The sequence below is a fragment of the Bradyrhizobium sp. 170 genome, assembly GCF_023101085.1.
Taxonomy (GTDB): domain Bacteria; phylum Pseudomonadota; class Alphaproteobacteria; order Rhizobiales; family Xanthobacteraceae; genus Bradyrhizobium.
This window is the reverse complement of the sequence record NZ_CP064703.1, coordinates 838,896-862,770: the sequence shown is the minus strand read 5'-3', so window position 1 is coordinate 862,770 and position 23,875 is coordinate 838,896. Positions and strand designations below refer to the sequence as shown.

The 23,875-nt window shown below is 63.0% G+C and carries 20 protein-coding genes; 11 read left to right on the top strand and 9 right to left on the bottom strand.

The window, feature by feature from the left end:
* Window positions 1-93 precede the first annotated feature (93 nt).
* From IVB05_RS04040 to IVB05_RS04030, 3 genes are all read right to left on the bottom strand, one after another.
* Complete coding sequence (locus IVB05_RS04040) at window positions 94-921, bottom strand: sterol desaturase family protein (RefSeq protein ID WP_247783172.1); 828 nt, start codon at window positions 919-921, stop codon at window positions 94-96.
* A 183-nt stretch (window positions 922-1,104) separates the two neighbouring features.
* Window positions 1,105-2,556: a hypothetical protein gene (locus IVB05_RS04035; RefSeq protein WP_247783170.1), complete on the bottom strand. Its 1,452-nt coding sequence runs from the start codon at window positions 2,554-2,556 to the stop codon at window positions 1,105-1,107.
* A gap of 18 nt (window positions 2,557-2,574) precedes the next feature.
* Complete coding sequence (locus IVB05_RS04030; RefSeq protein WP_247783168.1) at window positions 2,575-3,402, bottom strand: sterol desaturase family protein; 828 nt, start codon at window positions 3,400-3,402, stop codon at window positions 2,575-2,577.
* Between the two features lie 309 nt (window positions 3,403-3,711).
* On the opposite strand from IVB05_RS04030, the gene IVB05_RS04025 reads away from it, so the two are divergent.
* The 9 genes from IVB05_RS04025 (at window position 3,712) to IVB05_RS03985 (ending at window position 12,510) form a co-directional block, all read left to right on the top strand.
* Complete coding sequence (locus tag IVB05_RS04025) at window positions 3,712-3,876, top strand: Flp family type IVb pilin (RefSeq protein ID WP_247783166.1); 165 nt, start codon at window positions 3,712-3,714, stop codon at window positions 3,874-3,876.
* Between the two features lie 205 nt (window positions 3,877-4,081).
* Window positions 4,082-4,606: a prepilin peptidase gene (locus tag IVB05_RS04020; protein ID WP_247783164.1), complete on the top strand. Its 525-nt coding sequence runs from the start codon at window positions 4,082-4,084 to the stop codon at window positions 4,604-4,606.
* A 127-nt stretch (window positions 4,607-4,733) separates the two neighbouring features.
* Window positions 4,734-5,528: a Flp pilus assembly protein CpaB gene (gene cpaB / locus IVB05_RS04015; protein WP_247783163.1), complete on the top strand. Its 795-nt coding sequence runs from the start codon at window positions 4,734-4,736 to the stop codon at window positions 5,526-5,528.
* A 17-nt stretch (window positions 5,529-5,545) separates the two neighbouring features.
* Window positions 5,546-7,021 carry a type II and III secretion system protein family protein gene (locus tag IVB05_RS04010; RefSeq protein WP_247783161.1) on the top strand — a complete coding sequence of 492 codons (1,476 nt, stop codon included), beginning with the start codon at window positions 5,546-5,548 and terminating at the stop codon, window positions 7,019-7,021.
* 21 nt (window positions 7,022-7,042) lie between these two features.
* Window positions 7,043-7,783, top strand: coding sequence for a CpaD family pilus assembly protein (locus tag IVB05_RS04005; protein ID WP_247783159.1), 741 nt, complete (start codon window positions 7,043-7,045; stop codon window positions 7,781-7,783).
* Complete coding sequence (locus IVB05_RS04000; RefSeq protein ID WP_247783157.1) at window positions 7,780-9,051, top strand: AAA family ATPase; 1,272 nt, start codon at window positions 7,780-7,782, stop codon at window positions 9,049-9,051. Before IVB05_RS04005 ends, IVB05_RS04000 begins: the two co-directional genes overlap by 4 nt.
* Before the next feature lie 22 nt (window positions 9,052-9,073).
* Window positions 9,074-10,540 carry a CpaF family protein gene (locus tag IVB05_RS03995; protein ID WP_247783155.1) on the top strand — a complete coding sequence of 489 codons (1,467 nt, stop codon included), beginning with the start codon at window positions 9,074-9,076 and terminating at the stop codon, window positions 10,538-10,540.
* A 7-nt stretch (window positions 10,541-10,547) separates the two neighbouring features.
* A complete protein-coding gene (locus IVB05_RS03990; protein ID WP_247783154.1) occupies window positions 10,548-11,525 on the top strand; it encodes a type II secretion system F family protein in 978 nt (325 codons plus the stop codon).
* A gap of 10 nt (window positions 11,526-11,535) precedes the next feature.
* Window positions 11,536-12,510, top strand: coding sequence for a type II secretion system F family protein (locus tag IVB05_RS03985; protein ID WP_247783152.1), 975 nt, complete (start codon window positions 11,536-11,538; stop codon window positions 12,508-12,510).
* 264 nt (window positions 12,511-12,774) lie between these two features.
* On the opposite strand, the gene IVB05_RS03980 is transcribed toward IVB05_RS03985, so the two are convergent.
* On the bottom strand, window positions 12,775-13,635 hold the full coding sequence (locus IVB05_RS03980; RefSeq protein ID WP_247783150.1) for a tetratricopeptide repeat protein: 861 nt from the start codon (window positions 13,633-13,635) through the stop codon (window positions 12,775-12,777).
* Window positions 13,636-13,771: 136 nt separating this feature from the next.
* On the opposite strand from IVB05_RS03980, the gene IVB05_RS03975 reads away from it, so the two are divergent.
* Together IVB05_RS03975 and IVB05_RS03970 are read left to right on the top strand one after the other, a co-directional pair.
* The gene (locus IVB05_RS03975; RefSeq protein ID WP_247783148.1) at window positions 13,772-15,154 is read left to right on the top strand and encodes a leucyl aminopeptidase family protein; all 1,383 of its coding nucleotides are present in this window, start codon (window positions 13,772-13,774) and stop codon (window positions 15,152-15,154) included.
* Window positions 15,147-15,989 (top strand): NlpC/P60 family protein, encoded by an 843-nt coding sequence (locus tag IVB05_RS03970; protein ID WP_247783146.1) that lies wholly within the window; start codon window positions 15,147-15,149, stop codon window positions 15,987-15,989. Before IVB05_RS03975 ends, IVB05_RS03970 begins: the two co-directional genes overlap by 8 nt.
* Before the next feature lie 142 nt (window positions 15,990-16,131).
* Here IVB05_RS03970 and IVB05_RS03965 read toward each other — a convergent pair whose 3' ends face one another.
* From IVB05_RS03965 to IVB05_RS03945, 5 genes are read right to left on the bottom strand one after another with little or no spacing between them, the layout of a single operon-like run.
* Window positions 16,132-17,757 carry an ABC transporter ATP-binding protein gene (locus tag IVB05_RS03965; protein ID WP_247783145.1) on the bottom strand — a complete coding sequence of 542 codons (1,626 nt, stop codon included), beginning with the start codon at window positions 17,755-17,757 and terminating at the stop codon, window positions 16,132-16,134.
* Between the two features lie 9 nt (window positions 17,758-17,766).
* Window positions 17,767-18,945 (bottom strand): ABC transporter permease, encoded by a 1,179-nt coding sequence (locus IVB05_RS03960; RefSeq protein ID WP_247783143.1) that lies wholly within the window; start codon window positions 18,943-18,945, stop codon window positions 17,767-17,769.
* The gene (locus IVB05_RS03955; RefSeq protein ID WP_247783141.1) at window positions 18,945-20,054 is read right to left on the bottom strand and encodes a microcin C ABC transporter permease YejB; all 1,110 of its coding nucleotides are present in this window, start codon (window positions 20,052-20,054) and stop codon (window positions 18,945-18,947) included. Before IVB05_RS03955 ends, IVB05_RS03960 begins: the two co-directional genes overlap by 1 nt.
* A gap of 3 nt (window positions 20,055-20,057) precedes the next feature.
* On the bottom strand, window positions 20,058-21,905 hold the full coding sequence (locus tag IVB05_RS03950; RefSeq protein WP_247783140.1) for an extracellular solute-binding protein: 1,848 nt from the start codon (window positions 21,903-21,905) through the stop codon (window positions 20,058-20,060).
* A 14-nt stretch (window positions 21,906-21,919) separates the two neighbouring features.
* Window positions 21,920-23,815 carry an extracellular solute-binding protein gene (locus IVB05_RS03945; protein WP_247783138.1) on the bottom strand — a complete coding sequence of 632 codons (1,896 nt, stop codon included), beginning with the start codon at window positions 23,813-23,815 and terminating at the stop codon, window positions 21,920-21,922.
* Window positions 23,816-23,875: the final 60 nt, after the last annotated feature.

Genomic DNA, 23,875 nt, shown 5'->3' with positions numbered 1-23,875 from the left:
ACAAACGCGTTTGCGCGTTTGCCGCAAGGGAAAACCGGCAACCACCTTTTCCTCGCGACAAACGCGGAAACGCGTTTGCGCGGCGATCATGCTCTACTTGCGGAACGGATAGGCCAGCTGTCCGATGATTTCGCGGGGAAACGAGGACTGATCGTCCACGCCATACTGGTCCGGCAGCATGCCTTTCGGCATCCGGAAGGTCCCGAACAGGATGTCCCAGAGCGGAAAGGTGCCCGCGAAATTGGTGTCGCCGCCCTCCTCGCGCGAGGTGTGGTGCCAGCGATGGAATACCGGCGTCGCCACGACGTATTTGAACGGGCCGAGCGTCCAGTTGAGGTTGGCGTGAACGAACGCCGAATGGAAGATATTGAACGGCCCGAGCCAGAGCATCACACCCGGCGAAATGCCAGCCATCAGCAGCACGACATCGACCCCGATGGTACCTAGCAGCAGGTTGACGGGGTGAAAGCGCGCCGCCGAGATCCAGTCCACATCTTCCGACGAATGATGGATGGCGTGGTATTTCCAGAAGCCGCCGCCATGAAACATGCGGTGCAGCCAGTACATCATGAAATCGGCCGCGACCAGGAACAGGATCGCCTGCAGCCACAATGGCAGCTTCGACAGCGGGCCATGGCCGTTGTCGTAGAAGGCGATCAGATCGTCGGCGTCGCGAATTCCAAACACCAGGGCGGCGCCGAGCACCAACAGCCCGATGCGGAATACGCGCGCGAACAGCGGCACCAGGAACCAGTAGCAGATGTCGGTGACGAGCTGGCGCTTGCGCCACCAGGGCCTGCCGGGATTGCAGGCCCAGAAATGCGCCAGCACCGAGAACACGAGCGCCAGCGCGATGGTGACCGGCACCACCTTGGCCACCGTCTGGCCCAGCATCTCGACGACTTCGCCCGGCAGGTTCATACGGCCCGCGTACCAGAATCCCGGCCCGCCCGCCAGTTCGCGCGTTCCAGCGCCTTTTCGATTCTGATTTAATCCGAACCGGGCTCCAGATTTTGACGCGTTTTCCTGACGCGAACCGGTGTCCACCCCCGGATCAAGTCCGCCAGCATGCTTCGCTCGAAAACGCTATCGAGACCGACCGGATCAGTTGGCCGTGCGAACGTGCAGCACGGCGTTCTCATCGGCATAGGCGCGCCGCCAGCCGCCGATATGATCGAGCAGGCCGACCGCCGGGGTGTGCGGCGTCAGCAGCACGGCATCGATGTCCCATTTCTTGAGAATGTCGAGAAACTGGTTGACGTCCTTGAGCTGCATCGCGCGGTAAAAGGCCATGTCGAACGCTTCGCCGTAGAGCTCGGCGCGCCCGTCGACGAACACGGGTATCTGCCGCCAGATCAGATAGCCGCCGAACGGAAGATCGTTGAGAACCCGCTTGGGATTATGCGCCTTCAGCGCATCGACGGCCGCGGCCGGCGACTGGTTTTCGGACGGTGCGAAAGTGGTGTTGGCCGCAAGCAGCCATGTCCAGCCGCCGAGCAGGATCATCACCACTGCCATCACAGGCATCGGGGCCCCGGTGCGGGCGGTCCATGCCGGCCGCAGCGCGAACTGCGATGCCACCGGCGCGAGCACCACGATCGGCAGCAGCAGGGCGAAGATCTCGACATTCCTGACATGCGACAGCGCCATGTGCAGCAGACCCAGCACCAGCGCGATCCGCGGCGGCGTGAGCTTGACGCCGCCATAGAGCGCACCGGCGATCAGCATGAGGATCGTCAGCTCGAACACGCTGAATTTGCTGAAATCCGCCGGCATCCATTCATAGATCAGATGCAGGAGTTCGCCGAGATCGAGGATCTTGCGTGCCGCGAGGATCGATCCCCACCCGTAAGGCGTCGCGCAGCAGGCTACCAGCGCGCCGATACCGAACGCTGCCCAGCGCAGCGCTACCGGCCTTTGCTGCGCGCGATCGGCATTCCACAGCGCATCGAGCGCGAACGCGCCGACCAGCACGAGGCCGAACACGAATCCGCCGTGCAGGTTCGCCCACAGCGCCAGCAATGGCAGCAGCCATGGCGACGGCGCCTGGCCGCGCTCGCTCGCCGACATCAGCCCGTTCGCCCACGCAAGCATGATCGGCAGCACCAGCACATGCGGGCGCGCCAGAAAATGCTGCATCGAAAGCGCCAGCACCACCATCGCGGCGGCGACCGCATAGGTCGCGGGAATACGGCGGCTGAGAATATGAGTGAACAAGGCGAAGGTTGCGGCAATGCAGCTAGCTGCAAGAACTACCGGCCCGGTCCAGCCCGCCAGATTGTAGCTCGTCGCATACAGCACCTGCGCCAGCCAGGACGACGACGTCCACGGCTCGCCCGCCTTGGTAAAGGAGTAGATGTCGACGCGCGGCAATGCGTGGTGATCGAGGATCCACTGGCCCACGGCGATCTGCCAGTAGGTATCGGAATCGTTCAGAAGCGCCCGTCCGCCGACCAGCAGCAGCGCGTAGACGCCAATTCCGATCCAGAGCCATGCCGGGACGTCGGCAAGGCTGAAGGCTTTGTCCCGCGGGATCGTTCCGACTTCAGTGCTCATGCAAAATTACCGGCCCGGCTAATGACGGAATGGATAGGCCAATTGCCCGGCGATCTCGGCAGGGATCTCCTGATCCTCCACGCCGTAATTGTCGGGCAGCCGGTTCTCCGGCATGCGGAACGTTCCAAACAGGAGGTCCCAGAGCGGGAACGTGCCCGCGAAATTGGTATTGCCGCCCTCTTCAAGCGGGGTGTGATGCCAGCGATGGAAGACCGGCGTGGCAAGCACGTATTTGAACGGCCCCAAAGTCCAGTTCAGGTTGGCGTGAACGAAGGCGGAATGGAAGGTCGTGAACGGTCCGACCCACAGCATGATGTTGGGAGAAATGCCCGCAATCAGCAGGATGACGTCGACCAGAATCGTTCCGATGAACAGGTTGACGGGATGAAACCGCGCCGCGGAGATCCACTCGAGATCCTCCGAGGAGTGATGGATGGCGTGATATTTCCAGAAGCCGCCGCCGTGAAACATGCGGTGCAGCCAGTACAGCATGAAGTCGGACGCAACGAGGAACAATATCGCCTGCACCCAGAGCGGAAGCTGCGACAGCGGCCCGTGGCCATTGTCGTAGAACGCCATCAGTTCGTCGGCATCATGAATGTTGAAGAGGATGGAAGCGCCGAGCACCAGCAACCCGATGCGGAAGATGCGTGCAAATACCGGCACGAAGAACCAGTAACAGATGTCGGTAGCGAGCTCGCGCTTGTGCCACCAGGGTTTGCCCGGATTGCAGGCCCAGAAGTGCGAGAGCACAGTGAACACAACGGCGAGCGCGATCGTCACCGGGACGACCTTCACCATCGTCTGGCCTACTACCTCGATGACTTCCATTGGCAAACTGGACATGACGGCCTCGTTCAATCGGAGACCTCAGGGGTATCTGCTCGCGCTTAAGGAGCTGTGAATCAACGGGGTCGACGAGACATTGCGCACGACCACGACGAACGACCCGACGTCTCGCCCGCATTTTCTTGAGCGGCTTAATTCGGTGTTTACTGTGCTCAAGAACAGCAAGTTCCAAGCATTTTTGCATGGTCGAATTAACTGCGTCGAAATTGTCGCACCCTTAGGGTCACGCCATGGTCACGGTGCTGAGAACGCCGGCAAGACCAAACTTAAGTTCGACCAGCCATGTGTACACAGGAGTTATCATCTATGAAGAATCTCGTTTCGCGTTTCGTGAAGGATGAGTCCGGCGCCACCGCCATCGAATACGGCCTGATCGCCGCCGGCATCGCGATCGCGATCATCACCGCCGTCAACGGTCTCGGCACCAAGCTGTCGACCAACTTCGTTACGATCTCGAACTCGCTGAAGTAAGCGACGTTTGCGAGCTAGCTTTAAAGGCCCCGGCAAGCCGGGGCCTTTATCGTTTTCGCAAAGCGCGCGTGCGCCGGACTCGGCACACCGCCGCCCGGACGCGGCACGAACTTGCGGTATTCCGGCGTTTCCCGATTGTTCATTTCTGATGGCTAGGCTCGGCCGAAGCCTGGACCCCGGGTCAACCGCAGCCTCGCGTGAAATCATGATCCTCGATACCGCCCGCCTCCTGCTGTTTCCGGCCCTGATGGCGTTCGCAGCCGCGAGCGACCTGTTCACGATGACGATTTCGAACCGGGTGTCGCTGGCGCTGATCGTCGGCTTTGTGGCGCTCGCGGTGCTGGGCGGCATGGGCCTGCACGACATCCTCCTGCATTTCGGCGCCGGCGCGGCCGTTCTGGTGGTGGCGTTTGCCTGCTTCGCGATGGGGTGGGTCGGCGGCGGCGACGCCAAGGTCGCGGCCAGCGTGGCGCTCTGGTTTGGTTTCGACCACCTCCTCAATTATCTGGTCTATGTCTCGCTGCTCGGCGGAGCGCTGACAGTCCTGTTGATTCAGTTCCGGCAATGGCCGCTGCCTGCCCTGCTTGCGGGACAAGCCTGGCTGAACCGGCTGCACGACAAGCAGGGCGGAATTCCCTACGGCATCGCGCTCGCCGTGGGCGCGCTGATCGTCTATCCGCAGACCGAATGGATCAAGGCGATCGACATCGCTCACCTCGCCATGCGCTGATCCAACGTCGCTAACTTTCCGTTAAGGCAATTTACACACGCCTCATTAACCATGCTTTGACGAATAGCTGGTCAACTCCCATCACGGCGGCGGAAGCGTCGCGGCGTAATGTGGAAAGTGAAGCGTAATGAATACCGCACGCATTGTGGTCCTGGCCATCGCCATCGGAGCCGGCGGCATTGCCGCATATCTCGCCAGCGGGTCCGACGACAAGCCAGCGCCGGCCCAGCCGATCGCGCAGATTCAGACTGTCGATATTCTCGTCGCCAAATCGGATATCGGCCTTGGCCGCTCGGTCAAGCCGGAGGATCTGCAATGGCAGACCTGGCCGGCCGCGACCGCCAGCAGCAACTTCATCAGCCGCGCCAGCAAGGCCGACGCCATCAAGGAGATCACGGGCTCCATCGCGCGCTCGCCGTTCATCGCGGGCGAACCGATTCGCGAACAGAAGCTGGTGAAGGCCGACGGCTCCGGCTTCATGGCGGCGATCCTGCCCGCCGGCTACCGGGCCATCTCCACCGAAATTTCACCGGAAACCGGCGCCGGCGGCTTCATCCTGCCGAACGACCGCGTCGACGTGCTTCTGACCAAGCGCGAGAAGAATCCGGACAAAGCAGGCCCGGACGTCTCCAGTGCTGAGGTCATCCTCACCAATGTTCGCGTTCTCGCGATCGACCAGGCGCCGAAGGAAAAAGACGGCACCAACTCGCTGGTCGGCAAGACGGTCACCCTCGAACTGAAGCCCGAGCAGGCCGAGACGCTGGCGCGATCGCGCCAGAGCGGCTCGCTGACGCTGGCGCTGCGCAGCATTGCCGACGTCAACACGGTCGAGAAGCCTGACGAACAACAACTCAACAAGCGCGGCGAAAACCTCAACGTCATTCGTTACGGCGTTGCCAGCCAGCAGACGATGCAGAAGTGACCGAAAGGACGCACGATATGAAGTGCAGGGAAATTCAGCCGATGATGCGAACGTTCATCGTCCGCGCCCTGTCGTTTTCGGCCGCGGCTGCTCTCACGCTCAATCCGGCACTGACGCCGGTGCTGGCAAGCGACTATCGCACCGCAGCTCCGGTCAGCACCGACGGACAGATGAACGCGCGGTTCGTTTCGCTCGGCATCGGAAAATCGATCGTGATCGACCTGCCGCGGGAGATCAAGGACGTGCTGGTCGCCGATCCGAAAGTCGCCAACGCCATCGTCCGCTCGACCCAGCGCGCCTATATCATTGGCGCCGCGGTCGGCCAGACCAACATCGTCTTCTTCGATTCCACGGGCGCGCAGATCGCGGCCTACGACATCGCGGTCAAGCGCGACCTCAACGGCGTGCGCGCTGCGCTGAAGCAGTCGCTGCCGAATTCGGACATCCTGATCGAGGGCGTTGGCGACGGCGTGGTATTGAGCGGCAGCGCGGCGAGCCCGATCGAGGCGCAGCAGGCCGCCGATATCGCCGCCCGCCTCGTGGGCGGCTCGGAGAAGGTCGTCAATTCGATCGCCGTCCGCGGCCGCGACCAGGTGATGCTGAAAGTTACGGTTGCCGAAGTCGCCCGCAGTATTGTCAAGCAGCTGGGCATCGACCTCTCGGCCAACATGAACTACGGCACCGCGGTCGTGAATTTCAACCATGCCAATCCGTTTGGCGCGCTCGGCCGTCCGCTGGTCGGGACCAACGGGGCGACGACATCGTTCGGAACCACGCCGACGGTAACGGCTACGCTCCGCGCGATGGAAAGCGCCGGCGTCGTGCGCACGCTGGCCGAACCCAACCTCACCGCGATCTCGGGCGAATCCGCGACCTTCATTGCCGGCGGCGAGTTTCCGGTCCCAGCCGGCTATGCCTGCGACCCGACCACGCATGTCTGTACGACCCAGATCTCGTTCAAGAAATTCGGTATCTCGCTCAATTTCACGCCGGTGGTGCTGACCGAAGGCCGGATCAGCCTCCGCGTGATGACCGAAGTATCCGAGCTGTCGAACGACAATTCGATCACGCTCTCGCAATCGGTGACCGCTTCGACGGTCAATTCGGTGACCATTCCCTCGATCAAGACCCGCCGCGCGGAAACCACGCTGGAAATTCCTTCGGGCGGCGCGATGGCCATGGCCGGCCTGATCCAGGAACAGACCAAGCAGGCCGTCAACGGCCTCCCCGGTCTGGCGCAATTGCCGGTTCTCGGCACGCTGTTCCGCAGCCGCGACTACGTCAACAACCAGACCGAACTGATGGTTCTGGTCACGCCCTATGTGGTGCGTGCGGTGGCGCAGAAGGACCTGTCGCGCCCCGATGACGGCTTTGCCAGCGCGTCGGATCCGCAGGCCGACCTGCTCGGCAGCATCAATCGCATCTACGGCGTTCCGGGCCGCGTCGAGAAGGCACGGAATTATCGCGGCACCTACGGCTTTATTACGGACTGAGGCGGGACGATGACACCGAGGATGAAATCCACAAGGCCCGCCGACCCCAAGCGCGCCCTCCGCCTGGCGGGAGCGCTGATCGGTCTTTCCATCGCGCTCAGCGCCTGCAAGCACACACCCGATGTTGTAACGACAGCGGGCGTGCCCGACGACTATCGCCTGCGCCATCCGATCGCGGTCCAGGAAGCCGACCGCTCGATCGTCGTTTTCGTCGGTCGCGGGCGCGGCGGCCTTTCCGCCTCCCAGCGCGCCGACGTGATGTATCTGGCCCAGACCTGGATGCGGGAAGGCACCGGCATCATCAGCGTCGACGTGCCCGTCAACACGCCGAACGCGCGGGCGGCCGAGGATTCGTTGCGCGAGATCCAGGCGACCTTCTCCGCTGCCGGCGTGCCGCCGCGCGCGGTCAATGTCCGCCAGTATCGCCCCGAAGACCCCAGGCATATGGCCGCGATCCGCCTCAACTATCCGAAGATTTCGGCGGTGGCCGGCCCCTGCGGGCTGTGGCCGGAGGACATCGGACCGTCGGTCAACAACAAGGGCTATTTCGACAACAAGCCCTATTACAATTTCGGCTGCTCCAATCAGCGCAATCTGGCGTCGATGATCGACAACCCGTCGGATCTCGTGCAGCCGCGTCCCGAAACCCCAGCCTTTGCGCCGCGCCGTGGTGTAGCCTTCGAAAAATATCGCAAAGGCATTTCCACCGCGACCACCTATCCCGAGAGCGACAAGGCCAAACTCAGCGATACCGGCAAATGATCACTTACTCGCGCCAGAATTCAGAACAGCAGCCGGAAGCCACGGCACCCTCCACCGAGGATCACATCGCGCCGGCGCCGCGGGTGTCGGTGCAGGCTTTCTGCGAGACGGTGGAAACCGCGGCCGCCGTGCAGTCGGCGGGCGAAGACCGCCGCCTGGGCAAGGCTCACCTCAAGATCCAGATGGGCGGCATGGCCGCCGCCATCGAGGCCTACCGCTCGGCGCCGACCCCGAACGTCATCATCCTGGAGACCGAAGGCCGCAACGACATTCTCCTCGGCCTCGACCAGCTCGCCACCGTCTGCGACGCCGGAACCCGCGTGATCGTGATCGGGCGCATCAACGACGTCATGCTCTATCGCGAACTGGTCCGCCGTGGCGTCAGCGACTACGTCATCGCCCCGGTCAACGCCATCGACGTCGTGCGCTCCATCTGCAACCTGTTCTCGTCGCCGGAAGCCAAGGCCGTCGGCCGCATCATTGCCATCGTCGGCGCCAAGGGCGGCGTCGGCGCATCCACCGTCGCCCACAACGTCGCCTGGGCGATCGCGCGTGATCTGGCGCTGGATTCCGTGGTCGCCGATCTCGACCTCGCTTTCGGCACCGCCGGCCTCGACTACAATCAGGACCCGCCGCAGGGCATCGCGGATGCGGTGTTCTCGCCCGACCGGATCGATACCGCGTTCCTCGACCGCCTGCTGTCGAAATGCACCGACCACCTCAGCCTGCTGGCGGCGCCGGCAACGCTCGACCGGGTCTACGATTTCGGCGCGGAGGCGTTCGATTCGATCTTCGATACGCTTCGCACCACGATGCCCTGCATCGTGCTCGATGTCCCCCATCAATGGTCGGGATGGACCAAGCGCGCCCTGATCGCGGCCGACGACATCCTGATCGTCGCGGCGCCCGATCTCGCCAATCTGCGCAACACCAAGAACATCTTCGACCTCTTGAAGGCATCACGGCCGAACGATCGCGCGCCGCTCTATTGCCTCAATCAGGTCGGCATCCCGAAGCGTCCGGAGATCCCCGCCGCCGAATTCGCCAAGGCGATCGAAAACCACCCGATCGCCACGATACCGTTCGAGCCGCAAATCTTCGGTTCGGCCGCCAACAACGGCCAGATGATCGCGGAAATCTCCGCCACGCATCGCACCACCGAGATGTTCCTGCAGATTGCGCAGCGGCTCACCGGCCGCGGCGAGACCAAGAAGCCGAAGAGTTCGTTGCTGTCGCCTTTGATCGAGAAGTTGCGGGCCAAGAAGTAAGTCGCCCGCGTGGAGTGCCATCGTGTTCGGTAAGCGTAGTGGAAATGATAGTGATACGCGGGTAATGAAGCCCGCCATCCAGGCGCCGGAGCCGGCTTTGGCGCCGGCGGTTTCGCGCGAGATGGCCGCGCCGGCCGTCGCTTCGCCCCCAATCGCGCCCATGAAGGCGCCGCCGCCCGCGCCCGCCATGGAGGCGCGGCGATCCGACAATTACTACCAGGTCAAGGCGACCATCTTCGGCGCCCTGATCGAGGCGATCGACCTTGCCCAGCTCGCCAAGCTCGACGGCGAGTCGGCGCGCGAGGAAATCCGCGACATCGTCAACGAGATCATCGCGATCAAGAACATCGTGATGTCGATTGCCGAGCAGGAAGAGCTGCTCGACGACATCTGCAACGACGTGCTCGGCTACGGCCCGCTGGAGCCGCTGCTGTCGCGCGACGACATCGCCGACATCATGGTCAACGGCGCCGGCACGGTGTTCATCGAAGTCGCCGGCAAGATCCAGAAGACCGGCATCCGCTTCCGCGACAACCAGCAGCTGCTCAACATCTGCCAGCGCATCGTCAGCCAGGTCGGCCGGCGTGTCGACGAATCGTCGCCGATCTGCGACGCCCGCCTCGCCGACGGCTCCCGCGTCAACGCCATCGTCCCGCCGCTGGCGATCGACGGGCCCGCGCTCACCATTCGTAAGTTCAAGAAGGACAAGCTGACGCTTGACCAGTTGGTCAAGTTCGGCGCGATCTCGCCGGAAGGCGCGCAGATCCTGCAGATCATCGGCCGCGTCCGCTGCAACGTGCTGATCTCAGGCGGCACCGGTTCGGGCAAGACCACGCTGCTGAACTGCCTCACCCAATTCATCGAGGAGGACGAGCGCGTCATCACCTGCGAAGACGCGGCCGAACTCCAGCTGCAGCAGCCTCACGTGGTGCGGCTGGAAACCCGGCCGCCCAACATCGAAGGCGAAGGCCAGGTGACGATGCGCGAACTGGTCCGCAACTGCCTGCGTATGCGTCCCGAACGCATCATCGTCGGCGAAGTCCGCGGACCCGAGGCATTCGACCTGCTGCAGGCCATGAATACCGGCCACGACGGCTCGATGGGAACGCTGCACGCCAACAACCCGCGCGAAGCCCTGTCGCGGTGCGAATCGATGATCACGATGGGCGGCTTCTCGCTGCCCTCGCGCACCATCCGCGAGATGATCTGCGCCTCGATCGACGTCATCGTGCAGGCCGCGCGTCTGCGCGACGGCTCGCGCCGCATCACCCACATCACCGAGGTGATGGGCATGGAGGGCGACACCATCATCACCCAGGATGTGTTCCTGTACGACATGATCGGCGAAGACGCGAACGGCAAGATCATCGGGCGGCACCGCTCGACCGGGATCGGACGTCCGCGGTTCTGGGAACGGGCGCGATATTACGGCGAAGAGAAGCGGCTTGCGGCCGCGCTCGACGCCGCCGAAGTCGCCGAGAATACGTGAGGGACCTATGAGCATACAGACGCTCGCACTGGCGTTTCTCGCCGCTACCGCCATTGGCGGCCTGGCCTGGGTATTCATCTATCCATCGCTGTCGGGCCAGAGGAAGGCCGAATCCCGCCGCGCCTCGATCGCACGTGCCGACGCGCCGGCGCGTCAGGTCGAGAAAACCCAGCGCTCGCGCCGCGAGCAGGTCGAGGGATCGCTGAAGGAACTCGACGCCCGGCGCAAAAAAGAGAAGTCCGTCCCGCTCACCACCCGCCTCGCCCAGGCCGGTTTGGGATCCTGGACACCCCAGAAATTCTGGATCGCGTCAGGCGTTTCAGGCGCGGTCGGTTTCGTGCTCGCCTTTGTGATCGGCGGCCACCTGCTGGGCGCCGCCGTGATGGCTTTCGGCACGGGCCTCGGCCTGCCGCGCTGGGTCCTGGGCTTTCTCAAGAAGCGCCGCGAGAAGGCGTTTCTGAAGGCGCTGCCCGACGCCGTCGACGTCATCGTGCGCGGCATCAAGGCCGGTCTGCCGCTGTTCGAATCGATCAAGGTGGTGGCAGCCGATTCACCCGAGCCGCTCAAGAGCGAGTTCAACGCCATCATCGAAACCCAGACCATCGGCATGCCGCTGGGCGAGGCCTGCACGCGGCTGTATGAGCGGATGCCGCTGCCAGAGGCGAACTTCTTCGGCATCGTGGTCGCGATTCAGCAGAAGTCCGGCGGTAACCTGTCGGAAGCGCTCGGCAACCTCTCCAAGGTGCTGCGCGACCGCAAGAAGATGGCGGAGAAGATTCAGGCGATGTCGACGGAAGCCAAGGCCTCCGCGGGCATCATCGGCTCGCTGCCCCCGATCGTGATGCTGATGGTCTGGATTTCGACGCCGGACTACATCTCGCTGCTTTGGACCCATAGTCTCGGCCAGTTCATGCTGGTGTGCTGCGTCGGCTGGATGACGATCGGCATTCTGGTGATGAAGAAAATGATCAATTTCGACTTCTGACGGTGCGGCCATGATTGATTTTCTGATCTCCAAGATGCACGACGCGCGGTTCATGACCATGCTGCTTGCCGCCATCGCGGCGAGCGCGACCGCCTATACGCTGATCATGCCGCTGTTTGCCGGCGAAGGCCTCGCCAAGCGCATGAAGGCGGTTGCCAGCGAGCGCGAACGGCTCCGGCAGCGCGAGCGCGACCGCCTCGCCAAATCGGAAAAGGTGTCGCTGCGGCAAACCCCGAAGCAGCTCGTTTCCAAGGTGGTGGAAGATTTCAACCTGACCAAATGGCTGGCGCAGGAAGCCGCGCGCGACAAGCTGATCATGGCCGGCTATCGCGGCCAGGCGCCCTACGTCACGTTCCTGTTTGCCCGCGCGGTGACACCGATCGTGCTGTTTATCGGCGCGGCCCTCTACGTGTTCGTGATCACGCAGATGGACAAATCGCTGACGGTCAAGATCGGCATCTGCGTCGCCGCCGCCTATCTCGGGCTGCAGGCCCCGATGCTGTTCCTGAAGAACGCCATCAGCAAGCGCCAGCTCTCGATCAAGCGCGCCTTTCCCGACGCACTCGACCTGCTGCTGATCTGCATCGAGTCCGGCATGTCGGTCGAAGTCGCCTTCCGCAAGGTCTCCACCGAAATTGCATCGCAGTCGATCGCGCTGTCGGAGGAATTCTCGCTGACCACGGCCGAATTGTCCTACCTGCAGGACCGCAAGGTGGCCTACGAGAACCTCGCCAAGCGCACCGGCCTCGAGGGCGTAAAATCGGTCTGCCTGGCGCTGATGCAGTCGGAACGCTACGGCACCCCGCTCGGCCAGAGCCTGCGCGTGATGGCGCAGGAAAACCGCGACATGCGGATGAACGAAGCCGAGAAGAAGGCCGCCGCGCTGCCGCCGAAACTGACCGTGCCGATGATCCTGTTCTTCCTGCCGTGCCTGTTCATCGTCATTCTCGGACCGACCTACATCAAGATCCAGATGATGCCGTAAGGCGATCGGCGCGGCGGATGCCGCGCCGCTCGACGTCATCAACCCCGGCTTGCCGCGGCACGCGCGACGCTGGATTGATTTTAGACGACCTTGAAGATTGGGAAGTCCGCTTCGCTGGCGACGACGGCTCACTGCCGGCCCATAGCGTTTTCGAGCGAAAGCTTGCCCCGGACTTGATCCGGGATGGATCAACGGTTCGCGTGAAGAAAACGCGTCAGAACAAAAATCCAGGGCATCGGCTCCGATTCAATCAGAGCCGACGCGCTAGTCCGGCCGGTTGAGGGCCGCGACCGGGACGGTCGCCTGTTTGCCGGGAGGACGCGAATTGTCCTTGTCCTTGCGGCTGAGCATTTCCCGCAAGTAAGCCACGTTGGCGGTCGCTTCGTCGGCCGGCAGATCGCCCTTGGCGATGGTCTCGGCTTCCGCGAAGCGGCCCTGCAGGCCGACCACGAGCGCCAGGTTCTGCCGCACCCTGCCGTCGGCGCGGGGATTGGAATGGGCGCGCCGCAGCGTTTCCTCGGCCTGCGGCAATTCCCGCGTCAGCATGTAGGACAGACCGAGATTGGAGAGCACCGAAGGCTCTTCCGGCACGATCTTCAGCGCGGTCGCGTAATAGCGGCGGGCCTCCTCGTGCTTGGCCATCTTGTCGAGCGTGGTGCCCTGCACCGAAAGAATGCGCCAGTCGGGATTGGCGGGCGAATGGGCGCGGCTGAGCACGTCGAAGGCCGCCTGCGAATTGCCGTTGTCGGCGAGCGCGCGGCCATAAGCGGCAAGCAGCGCCTTGTTGCCGGAATGGGCGATGGTGGCCTGCTCGAGCACGGCGGCGGCCTGCGCCCGCTGGCCGGTGGCGCGGAGCGCCTGGCCGTATCCCAGCGCCGCCTCGGCATCCTTGGGATTGGCGCGATATCGTTCGCCGTAGACCTCGACCGCGCGGCGCGGATCTTCGGGAACGGCTGGCGCCTTCGATGACGATGACGATGACGATGAAGTCAGCGACCCCGTTATGTCGGACATGGTCTGGCAGCCGCCAAGGCCGGCGGCGAGAACCGCCGTCACGGCCGCGGAGGAGAGGAACCGAGCGAGAGACCCGGCAAGAGACCGGGAATGGCTGGACGGTCGACGCATGGCACTTCAACTCACGGGAAATGGCTGTCGAATGAAGCCGAACGCGCCATCAATAGACCGTTAACCCTAACGGCCGGTTAATTGGCCGTGCTATGCCATCGGCACCACCCTGCCCGTCCTCTTCCGCGAGACCAGCATGCAATCCCCGTTCGAGACCGTACCCGACGCCGCTGCCATTCCGATCATTTTCGCCACCAAGACGACATGGACCGCGATCGCCCGGGAGCTTCCCGAGCAAGCCCGACAGTTTGCGGCGGCCAACGACTTCACCGCCAAGCCCGGCAAATGCCTGACGCTGCCCGCGCCCGACGGGAAGATCGCGCAGGTCGTGTTCGGCCTCGAAGACGAGAGCAGCAAGTCACGCGATCTGTTCCGGCCGGGCGCGCTGCCCGGCCTGCTGCCGCCGGGCGTCTATCGCTTTGCCAATGCGCCGCATGATGTGCGGCTCGCGACGCTGGCCTTTGCCCTTGGGACCTATCGGTTCGGCCGTTATCGCAAGAACGAAACGCCCAACGTCCGGCTGGCGCCGCCCGACGGCATCGATGTCGCCGATATCGCGCGGATGGCGGAGGCGGCAGCGCTTGCGCGCGACCTGATCAATACGCCGTCGAACGATATGGGCCCGGAAGAACTGGCGCAGGCTGCGCAAGCGTTGGCGACGCGGTTCGGCGCCCAGTTCAACTGCATCGTCGGCGACGAACTCGTGAAGCAGAACTTTCCGCTGATCCACGCCGTCGGCATGGCCTCGACGCGCGCCCCGCGCCTGATCGATCTGAACTGGGGCGATCCCGCCCATCCCAGGGTAACGCTGGTCGGCAAGGGCGTCTGCTTCGACACCGGCGGCCTTGACCTGAAGCCGTCCAGCGGCATGCTGATCATGAAAAAGGACATGGGCGGCGCCGCCAACGTGCTGGCGCTGGCGCAGATGGTGATGGATGCCAGGCTGAAGGTTCGGCTGCGCGTGCTGATCCCCGCGGTCGAGAACGCGGTGGCCGGTAACGCCTTCCGCCCGCTCGACATCTTCAAGTCGCGCAAGGGACTTAACGTGGAGATCGGCAACACCGACGCCGAGGGGCGGCTGGTGCTGGCCGATGCGCTGGCGCTGGCGGACGAGGAGAAGCCGGACTTGCTTGTCGACCTCGGCACCCTGACGGGTGCGGCGCGGGTGGCGCTGGGGCCGGAATTACCGCCCTTTTACACCCATGATGAGACGCTTGCCGAAAGCGTCTCAGCTCATGCGAAACGGGAGAACGATCCGTTGTGGCGAATGCCGCTGTGGCCGCCCTATGATTCCTGGCTGGATTCGAAGGTCGCCGACATCAACAACGCGCCGTCCGGCGGCTTTGCCGGCTCGATCACCTGCGCGCTGTTTTTGCAGCGCTTCGTGACGGATGCAAAGAGCTGGCTGCATGTCGATATCTATGGCTGGACGCCGTCCGCAAAACCCGCGCGCCCCGAAGGCGGCGAATGCCAGGCCGTGCGCGCCATCTACAAGCTGCTGAGCGAACGCCATGCATGATCCGCGCCTGACGCCGGCACGGCCGGACCTCGCCGCCAAATATCTCGAAGGCAAGGTGAAGGCCGCGCGCTTTGTCACCGGCGAAGAATACTGCGTGCGCGATGCCATCGCGCCGCTGCGCGAGGCGCCATCGGCAGATGCCATGCTGTCGACGCAGGCGCTGAAGGGCGAACGCGTCACGATCTACAATCGCGATGGCGAAGGCTTTGCCTGGGGCCAGCTTAACAGCGACGGCTATGTCGGCTGGATTCCGGATGCCGCACTGGTCAGGCCCGCTGCGGCTCCGACGCACAAGGTCACGGCGTTGCGGACGTTCGCGTTCCCGGGCCCCTCGATCAAGCTGCCGCCGGTCGAAACGCTGCCCATGGGTGCAAGGGTGACGGTCGTGCGTGAAGACGGCGGGTTCGCCGTAACGGGCGAGGGCTGGTATCTGCCGCGGCGGCATGTCGGCGGCCTCGACGCCATGGAGCAAGATTTCGTAGCAGTCGCGGAGCGATTTGCCGGCACGCCCTATCTATGGGGTGGCAAGAGTTCGCTCGGCATCGATTGCTCCGGTCTCGTCCAGGTTTCGCTGAACGCCGCCGGCACCGGCTGCCCGCGCGACAGCGACATGCAACAGGACGGCCTCGGGCGGGAATTGAGTGCTGCCGAGATGAAGACGCTGCAGCGCGGCGATTTGATCTTCTGGAAAGGCCACGTCGCGATCGTCCGCGACGCCGACAGCATCGTGCACGCCAACGCGCATCACATGGCGACGGTCGTGGAGAACACGCAGGAAGCGATCGCGCGGATCAAAGCGGCGGGCAGCGAAGTCACGGCGATAAGGCGGTTGTAGAACCAATCTCACCGTCATCACCCCGCCTTGTGCGCAATTGCGCACCGGGGCGGGTGATCCAGTATTCCAGAGGCCTCAGCAATAGAACCGAAAGGCCGCGGCGTACTGGATACCCCGCTTTCGCGGGATATGACGACCTCTACTATGCCTCCGGCACGGCCTCGATGCGGAACGCGGCGGCGAACAGCGCGCGGGTGTAGTCGCTCTTCGGATTCTTGAAGAGCTCCGCGGCCGGCCCCTCCTCCACCACCTTGCCGTGGCGCATCACGATCAGATGGCTCGCCAGCGAAGCCACGACGCGCAGATCGTGCGAGATGAACATATAGGTCAGGTCGCGCTTGCGCTGCAGCTCGCGCAACAGGTCGACCATCTGCGCCTGGAAGAGCATGTCGAGCGCTGAGGTCGGCTCGTCCAGCACGACGAAATTCGGCTCCAGCACCGCCGCGCGCGCGATCGAAATGCGCTGGCGCTGGCCGCCAGAGAATTCATGCGGATAGCGGAAGCGCGTCGCCGGATCGAGGCCAACGTCCTGGAGCGCCTTGACGACACGCTCCTCGCGCGCTTCATACGACAGCGACTTCTGATGCACGCTCAGGCCCTCGGCGACGATATCGCCGACCGACATGCGCGGGCTCAGCGCGCCGAACGGATCCTGAAACACGATCTGCATGTCGCGGCGGAACGGCAGCATGGCCTTGAAGCGCAGGCCCTGAATGTTGTTGCCGAGGAACACGATCGGTCCGTCAGAGGAAATCAGCCGCAGCAATGCGAGGCCCAACGTGGTCTTGCCCGAGCCGGATTCGCCGACGACACCGAGCGTCTCGCCCTTGCGCACCGCGACGCTGACGCCATCCACCGCCTTGATATGGCCGACGGTCGAGCGCAACAGCCCGCGCTTGATCGGAAACCAGACCTTGAGATTGTCGGCCGACATCACCACCGGTTCGTTGGGCCGCGGCGGCGCCGGGTCGGGCTTTGGCTCGGCCGCGAGCAGCGCGCGCGTATAGGCGTGCTTCGGGGCGGTGAAGACCTGTTCGACCGGCCCCTGCTCGACGATCTTGCCAGAGTTCATCACGCAGACGACGTCGGCGATGCGGCGGACGATGCCGAGATCGTGGGTGATGAACAGCATGCTCATGCCGAGCCGGGACCTGATCTCGGCGAGCAGCGCCAGGATCTGGGCCTGCACCGTGACATCGAGCGCGGTGGTCGGCTCGTCCGCGATCAGCAAGTCCGGCTCGTTGGCGAGCGCCATCGCGATCATGACGCGCTGGCGCTGGCCGCCTGACAATTGATGGGGATAGCTCTTCAGCCGGGTTTCGGGATCGGGAATGCCGACCTGCGTCAAGAGCTCCAGCGTGCGCGCCCGCGCCATCGATCCGCTGATGCCGGTATGCAGCGAGAGGATCTCGCCGATCTGCGCCTCGATGGTATGGAGCGGATTGAGCGAGGTCATCGGCTCCTGAAAGATGATCGAGATGTCGTTGCCGCGGATTTCGCGCATCTCGCGCTCCGAGGCGTTGAGCAGCTCACGGCCTTTGAAATGGATAGTGCCGGAGGGATGCGAGGCGGTCGGATAGGGCAACAGTTTGAGCACCGACAGCGCGCTGACCGACTTGCCGGAGCCGGACTCGCCGACGAGGGCCACGCACTCGCCGCGTTTGATGGAGAAAGAAATGCGGTCGACGGCAGTCGTGGCGCCGCTCGGCTGGTGGAACGCCACCGAGAGGTCGCGCACATCGAGCAAGGGCTGGTTGATGGCGTCCATGCCCGATCCCTATCTGAACGTCTTGCGCGGATCGAAGGCGTCGCGCACGCCCTCGCCGATGAAGATGAGGAGCGACAGCATGATCGCGACCGAAAAGAAGCCGGTAAAACCGAGCCAGGGCGCCTGCACGTTGGACTTGCCCTGCGACAGCAGCTCGCCGAGTGATGGCGAACCCGGCGGCAGGCCGAAGCCGAGGAAGTCGAGCGCGGTCAGCGTCATCACCGAGGATGATACGATGAACGGCAGAAAGGTCATGGTCGCCACCATCGCGTTCGGCAACAGATGCCGGAACATGATCACGCCATTGGAGACGCCGAGTGCGCGCGCCGCCTGAATGTATTCGAAATTGCGACCTCGCAAGAATTCCGCGCGCACGAGGCCAACGAGCGTCGTCCAGGAAAAAAGCAGGAGGATGCCGAGCAGCACGAAGAAACCGGGCACCAGCACCGATGACAGGATCAGTAGCAGGTAGAGCGAAGGGATCGCGCTCCAGATTTCGATGAAGCGCTGGAAGGCGAGATCGATCCAGCCACCGAAATAGCCCTGCACGCCGCCGGCGATGACGCCGATGATCGAGGACAGGATGGTCAGCGTCAAACCGAACAACACCGAGATCCGGAAGCCATAGATCAGCCGCGCTACCACGTCGCGGCCCTGGTCGTCGGTGCCGAGCCAGTTGTATTCGAGGTCGCTGCAGCTCTTCAGGCCCTTCTTCTCCACCACGGGCTTGCACTGCTCTTCCGTCAGCATCCATGTCGGCTTCGACGGCGCCGGCGTCGGCAAATCGAGATTGTGGGTGGCGTAGGAATAGCGGATCAAGGGCCAGATGACGGTGCCGCCCTTCTCGGCGATCAGCTTCTGCAAATAGGGATCGCGGTAGTCGGCTGAGGTCTCGAAATCGCCGCCGAACGTCGTCTCGGAATAGCTGACGAAGGCCGGCCAATACAGCTTTCCGTCATATTTGATCAGGAACGGCCGGTCGTTGGCGATCAATTCGGCAAACAGCGACACCACGAACAGGATCAGGAATATCCAGAGCGACCAGTAGCCTCGGCGGTTGGCCTTGAAATTCTGCCAGCGCCGGCGGTTGAGCGGCGACATCGCAAGGGGATGACGCGTGACCGGCACGGCGGCACCGAGCGGCGACTGCGTCGAGGTCTCGATCGGCTGCGGGGCGAGCATCGTCATCAGACCTCCCGCGCCTCGAAATCGATCCGGGGATCGATCCACATGTAGGCGAGATCGGAGATCAGACCCACCACAAGGCCAACGAGGGAAAAGATGAACAGCGTGCCGAACACGACCGGATAATCGCGGTTGAGCACGCTCTCGAAGCCGAGCAGCCCGAGCCCGTCGAGCGAGAAGATGGTCTCGATCAGCAACGAGCCGGAGAAGAAGGCGCCAATGAACGCACCGGGAAAGCCTGCGATCACGATCAGCATGGCGTTGCGGAAGATATGGCCGTAAAGCACCTGCCCCTCGCTGCAGCCCTTTGCGCGCGCGGTCATCACGTATTGCTTGCGGATCTCGTCAAGGAACGAGTTCTTGGTTAGCAGCGTCATGGTGGCAAAGGCACCGAGACCCATCGCGATTAAAGGCAGCGTGAGGTGCCAGAAGTAGTCGATGATTTTCCAGTACCAGGGGAATTGTGACCAGCCGTCCGAGGTCAATCCGCGCAGCGGAAACACGTTGAAGAACGAACCGCCGGCAAACAGGATGATCAGCAGGATCGCGAACAGGAAGCCGGGGATCGCAAAGCCGACGATGACAACCGCCGAGGTCCAGGTATCGAAGCGCGTTCCGTCCGCCACCGCCTTGCGGATGCCGAGCGGGATCGAGATCAAATAGGTCAGCAGCGTCAACCAGAGGCCGAGCGATATCGAGACCGGCAGCTTCTCCTTGATCAGCTGCAACACGCTGGTGTCGCGGAAATAGCTCTTGCCGAAATCGAAGCGGGCAAAATTCCACACCATCAGCGCAAAGCGCTCCGGCGCCGGCTTGTCGAAGCCGAACTGCGCCTCGAGTTTTTTGATGAATTCCGGATCAAGCCCCTGCGCGCCGCGGTATTTTGAATTGACGGCGTCTGCCGCCGCGCCGGCCTGGGGCCGTGCACCGAAATCGCCGCCGGAGGAGCCCGACACACGAGAGGCGGCTCCGGTGTCTGCACCCGAGAGCTGCGCGATCACGCGCTCGACAGGCCCGCCGGGCGCGAACTGCACGACCACGAAGGAGACGAACAGGATGCCGAGCAGTGTCGGCAGCATCAGGAGAACGCGGCGGGCGATATAGGCGGTCATGGACTACTTCGCCTGCTCAAGTTTTGCGGCCTTTGCCGATTCGTACCACCAGGTTTCCGGCGCGCCGCGGGCATAGCGGGGCTTGGTCGGCGGGAAACCGAACTGGTCCCAATAGGCGATCCAGTGCGAAGCCTTGTTCCAGTGCGGAATCCAGTAACGACCGGAGCGCAGCACACGATCGAGAGCACGACAAGCGTTGTTCAGTGCGGCCTGCGTCTGCGCACCCACCGCTTTCTCGACCAGCGCATCGACGATCGGATCGGCGATCCCGGCAAGGTTATTGGAGCCCTTGGTGTTGGCGGAAGCGCTTGAGAAATAGTTGCGCAGCGAGCTTCCGGGAATTTGCGGGAAGATGAATCGCGCGATGGCGATATCGAAGTCGAAGTCCTTGAGCCGCACCTCGGCCTGAGCCGGGTCGACCAGGCGAATGTTGGCATCGATGCCGAGCACACGAAGGTTCTTGATGAAGGTCTGGTGATGCGGCTCGAAGGAACGCTCGGTCAGCAGGAATTCGGCCAATAGCTGGTCGCCCTTCGCGTTTAGCCGGCGGCCGTCCTTCACGGTCCAGCCCGCCGAATTGAGCAGTTCACCGGCGCTGCGCAAGAGCTTGCGATCCTGCCCGGACCCGTCGGTCTCCGGAGGTATCCATGCCGGTCCGAACACTTCCGGCAGCAGACGGTCGCGGAACGGCTCGAGCAGCGCGATCTCTTCCGGCGACGGCTCGCCGCGCGCCATCATGTCGGAATTCTGGAACACCGAATGCGTGCGCTGGTAAGAACCATACATCAGGTTCTTGTTGGTCCATTCGAAGTCGAAGGCGATCGTCAACGCCTCGCGAACGCGCCTGTCCTTGAATTTATCCCGCCGCGTGTTGAGCAGCCAACCTTGCGCGCCGGAGGGGCGCTCGTCCGGAATGACGTCCCGCTTGACGCGGCCATCACGGATCGCAGGAAAATCGTAGCGCGTGGCCCAGACTCGCGATGTGAACTCCTCGCGGAACAGGTAGTTGCGACCGGTGAAGGCCTCGAAGCCGGCTTCGCGGTCCCGGTAGTACTCGTCCCGCAGAATATCGAAATTGTACAGGCCGCGACAAACCGGAAGGTTCTCACCCCACCAGTTCTTCACCCGCTCGAATTCCACGAAGCGCCCCTGCTCGAACCGGGCGACGCGATAGGGACCCGATCCGAGCGGCGCTTCCAGCGAGGTCTCGTCGAACGGCCGCGTCGAATAGTATTTCTCCGAAAAGATCGGCATAGCCGCCGCAAGCGCCGGCATGTCGAGGCCGCGAGTCGGCTGGAAGCGCAACTGGACCGTCCGCTTGTCCTCGACCGTGGCATCGGCGAGATCGCGCAGCACGGAAGCGTACGCAGGATGTCCCTTGCTCTTCAGCGTCGTCAGCGAAAACGCAACATCGGATGCCGTGATCTCGCTGCCGTCATGAAAGGTAATGCCTGGGCGCAACTGGAAACGGAATACCAGCCCGTCGGGGGATACGGTCAAATCCTCTGCCGCCAGGAGATAGACCGCGTCCGGCTCGTCGAACGCCCGCGCCATCAGCGATGCAAAAGTTAGCTCCATTCCGTTCGCCCTGTCGCCCTTCACGATAAAGGCGTTGAGCGAATTGAAGGTCGAGCCACCCGCGCCAACGAGTTGCGAGAACATCCCGCCTTTCGGCGCATCCGCATTGACGTAGTCGAAACGACGAAAGTCGGCGGGATATTTCAGGTCGCCGAATGCCGAAAGACCGTGGAGCTTCTTGCCGCCATTATCTGCGAACGCGGGAGCGAGGCGTGCAGCCGCCAGCGCGCCGACACCGAGACCGAGCACATGCCGGCGAGAGAATTGCGCCATGCGCAAGCTATCCTTCAAGAGCGTCTTCCGTTCCGCGCCGCCTTGTCCGCATCGAACCACCACAGCGACGGGAAACCCGACTGGCCGTACTTCGGCAATTCGGACGGCCGGCCGAAGCGATCCCAGCGCGCGGTACGGACCTTGGGATAATTCCACTGCGGCACGACATAGTGATTCCACAGCAGCACGCGATCGAGCGCCTTGGTCGCGGCAATCAGGTCATCTCGACCCTTGGCGTAGATCAGCCGCTCGATCAATTTGTCGATCGCCGGGTTCTTGATGCCGATGACATTGCGCGAACCTGCCATGTCCGCCGCATGCGAACCCCAGTATTCGCGCTGTTCATTTCCGGGTGACAAGGATTCCGCCCACGACGAGACGACCACATCGAAATCCCAGCTGCGAAGCCGATTTTCATACTGTGTCGGATCGATCGTGCGCACGCTGACGGCAATACCAAGCCGCTCCAGGGAAGGCTTGAAAAACAGCATGACCCGTTCGAAGGACGGGTCTGCACCGAGCAGTTCGAGCGAAAACTGCGCACCCGTCTTGCCATCGACCAGCTTGCGCTCGCGCACCTCATAGCCGGCTTCCTTCAGCAAGCGCAGTGCCTCACGAAGATTTTCGCGAACCGCCTCGGGACTTCCGCCGATCGGATTCGTATAGGGCTTCGTGAATACCTCGGACGGCACCTCCGCGCGAACGGCTTCGAGTATCTCCAGCTCCTTGCCTTCCGGCAGTCCGCTTGAAGCCAGTTCAGTGCCATCGAAATAGCTGCTGATGCGCTTGTACTGACCGAAGAATATCTGCTTGTTCATTTCCTCGAAATCGAACGCAAAATTCAGCGCGCGACGCACCCGCGGATCCCTAAACTGGTCACGCCGGACATTCAGCGCGAACGCCTGCATGATTCCGGAACTGCGGTTTGGAAACTCCTCGAGCAGCACGCGCTTGTCATTGACGGCCGGGAAGTCGTAGGCCGTTGCCCAGTTCTTGGCGCTGTTTTCAGTGCGCCAATCGACCTGGTCGCCCTTGAACGCCTCGAGCGCGACCGTCGAATCCCGGAAATATTCCAGGCGCAGCTCGTCGAAATTGTTGCGGCCGACATTCGTGCTGGAATCGCGCCCCCAATGGTCCTTCACCCGCTCCAGCGTCAGCGTCCTTCCCGGGACAAACTCCTTGATGCGATAGGGACCCGAACCCAGCGGCTTCTCCAGCGTCGTCGCGGAGATGTCGCGCTTGCGGCCCTCGCTGTCAGTGCCCTCCCACCAATGCTTCGGCAATATCGTGAGTTGTCCTACGATCTGCGGAAGCTCGCGATTGCCTGGCGCATCGAAGCTGAACTTGATTTCGCGATCACCGACTTTTTCAGCTTTCACCACGTGGCGATAGTAAGCCGAGTACTGCGGATGATTTTGCTTGAATGCGTTAAGCGAGAAGATCACGTCGTCAGGCGTGACAGGCTTTCCGTCGTGCCATTTCGCCTCTCGCTTGAGACGATACGTGACCCAGGAGAAATCCTCGGGGTGGCTGACGGCTTCGGCCAATTCGCCGTACTCGGTCGAAACCTCATCCAGCGACTGCGTCATTAGAGATTCGTAGATCAGTTGAACGCCGGCTGCGAGCGAGCCTTTGACGCCGGCAACCACGAGGTTGAAGTTGTCAAACGTCCCGACCTGTATTTGACGTACGATGCCGCCCTTCGGAGCCTCCGGATTGACGTAGTCAAACCGCTTGAAGTCAGCCGGGTACTTGACCTCGCCGAACAGCGACAGCGCATGCCGCCACACCGGTTCGCCCGATTGTGCCTGGGCCGGCGAAATTGCAGGGGTGCCCGGGGTCAGTCCCAGCGCAGGGGCCATGGCGACGACAGCGCCGCCCTGAAGAAGATGTCGTCGGGTAATCGCCAAATGCAGAATTCCTGTTGCTGACGCCAGTATCTGTGCTGTCGAAGTCCGCGGCGGCCCCAG

Coding starts and splice junctions, on each gene's coding strand:
- cpaB (WP_247783163.1), top strand. CDS start 4,734: ATGAATACCGCACGCATTGTGGTCCTGGCCATCGCCATCGGAGCCGGC.
- IVB05_RS03990 (WP_247783154.1), top strand. CDS start 10,548: ATGAGCATACAGACGCTCGCACTGGCGTTTCTCGCCGCTACCGCCATT.
- IVB05_RS04005 (WP_247783159.1), top strand. CDS start 7,043: ATGAAATCCACAAGGCCCGCCGACCCCAAGCGCGCCCTCCGCCTGGCG.
- IVB05_RS03970 (WP_247783146.1), top strand. CDS start 15,147: ATGCATGATCCGCGCCTGACGCCGGCACGGCCGGACCTCGCCGCCAAA.
- IVB05_RS03980 (WP_247783150.1), bottom strand. CDS start 13,635: ATGCGTCGACCGTCCAGCCATTCCCGGTCTCTTGCCGGGTCTCTCGCT.
- IVB05_RS03950 (WP_247783140.1), bottom strand. CDS start 21,905: ATGGCGCAATTCTCTCGCCGGCATGTGCTCGGTCTCGGTGTCGGCGCG.
- IVB05_RS03960 (WP_247783143.1), bottom strand. CDS start 18,945: ATGACGATGCTCGCCCCGCAGCCGATCGAGACCTCGACGCAGTCGCCG.
- IVB05_RS03965 (WP_247783145.1), bottom strand. CDS start 17,757: ATGGACGCCATCAACCAGCCCTTGCTCGATGTGCGCGACCTCTCGGTG.
- IVB05_RS04020 (WP_247783164.1), top strand. CDS start 4,082: ATGATCCTCGATACCGCCCGCCTCCTGCTGTTTCCGGCCCTGATGGCG.
- IVB05_RS03985 (WP_247783152.1), top strand. CDS start 11,536: ATGATTGATTTTCTGATCTCCAAGATGCACGACGCGCGGTTCATGACC.
- IVB05_RS04010 (WP_247783161.1), top strand. CDS start 5,546: ATGAAGTGCAGGGAAATTCAGCCGATGATGCGAACGTTCATCGTCCGC.
- IVB05_RS04000 (WP_247783157.1), top strand. CDS start 7,780: ATGATCACTTACTCGCGCCAGAATTCAGAACAGCAGCCGGAAGCCACG.
- IVB05_RS04035 (WP_247783170.1), bottom strand. CDS start 2,556: ATGAGCACTGAAGTCGGAACGATCCCGCGGGACAAAGCCTTCAGCCTT.
- IVB05_RS04025 (WP_247783166.1), top strand. CDS start 3,712: ATGAAGAATCTCGTTTCGCGTTTCGTGAAGGATGAGTCCGGCGCCACC.
- IVB05_RS03975 (WP_247783148.1), top strand. CDS start 13,772: ATGCAATCCCCGTTCGAGACCGTACCCGACGCCGCTGCCATTCCGATC.
- IVB05_RS04030 (WP_247783168.1), bottom strand. CDS start 3,402: ATGTCCAGTTTGCCAATGGAAGTCATCGAGGTAGTAGGCCAGACGATG.
- IVB05_RS03955 (WP_247783141.1), bottom strand. CDS start 20,054: ATGACCGCCTATATCGCCCGCCGCGTTCTCCTGATGCTGCCGACACTG.
- IVB05_RS04040 (WP_247783172.1), bottom strand. CDS start 921: ATGAACCTGCCGGGCGAAGTCGTCGAGATGCTGGGCCAGACGGTGGCC.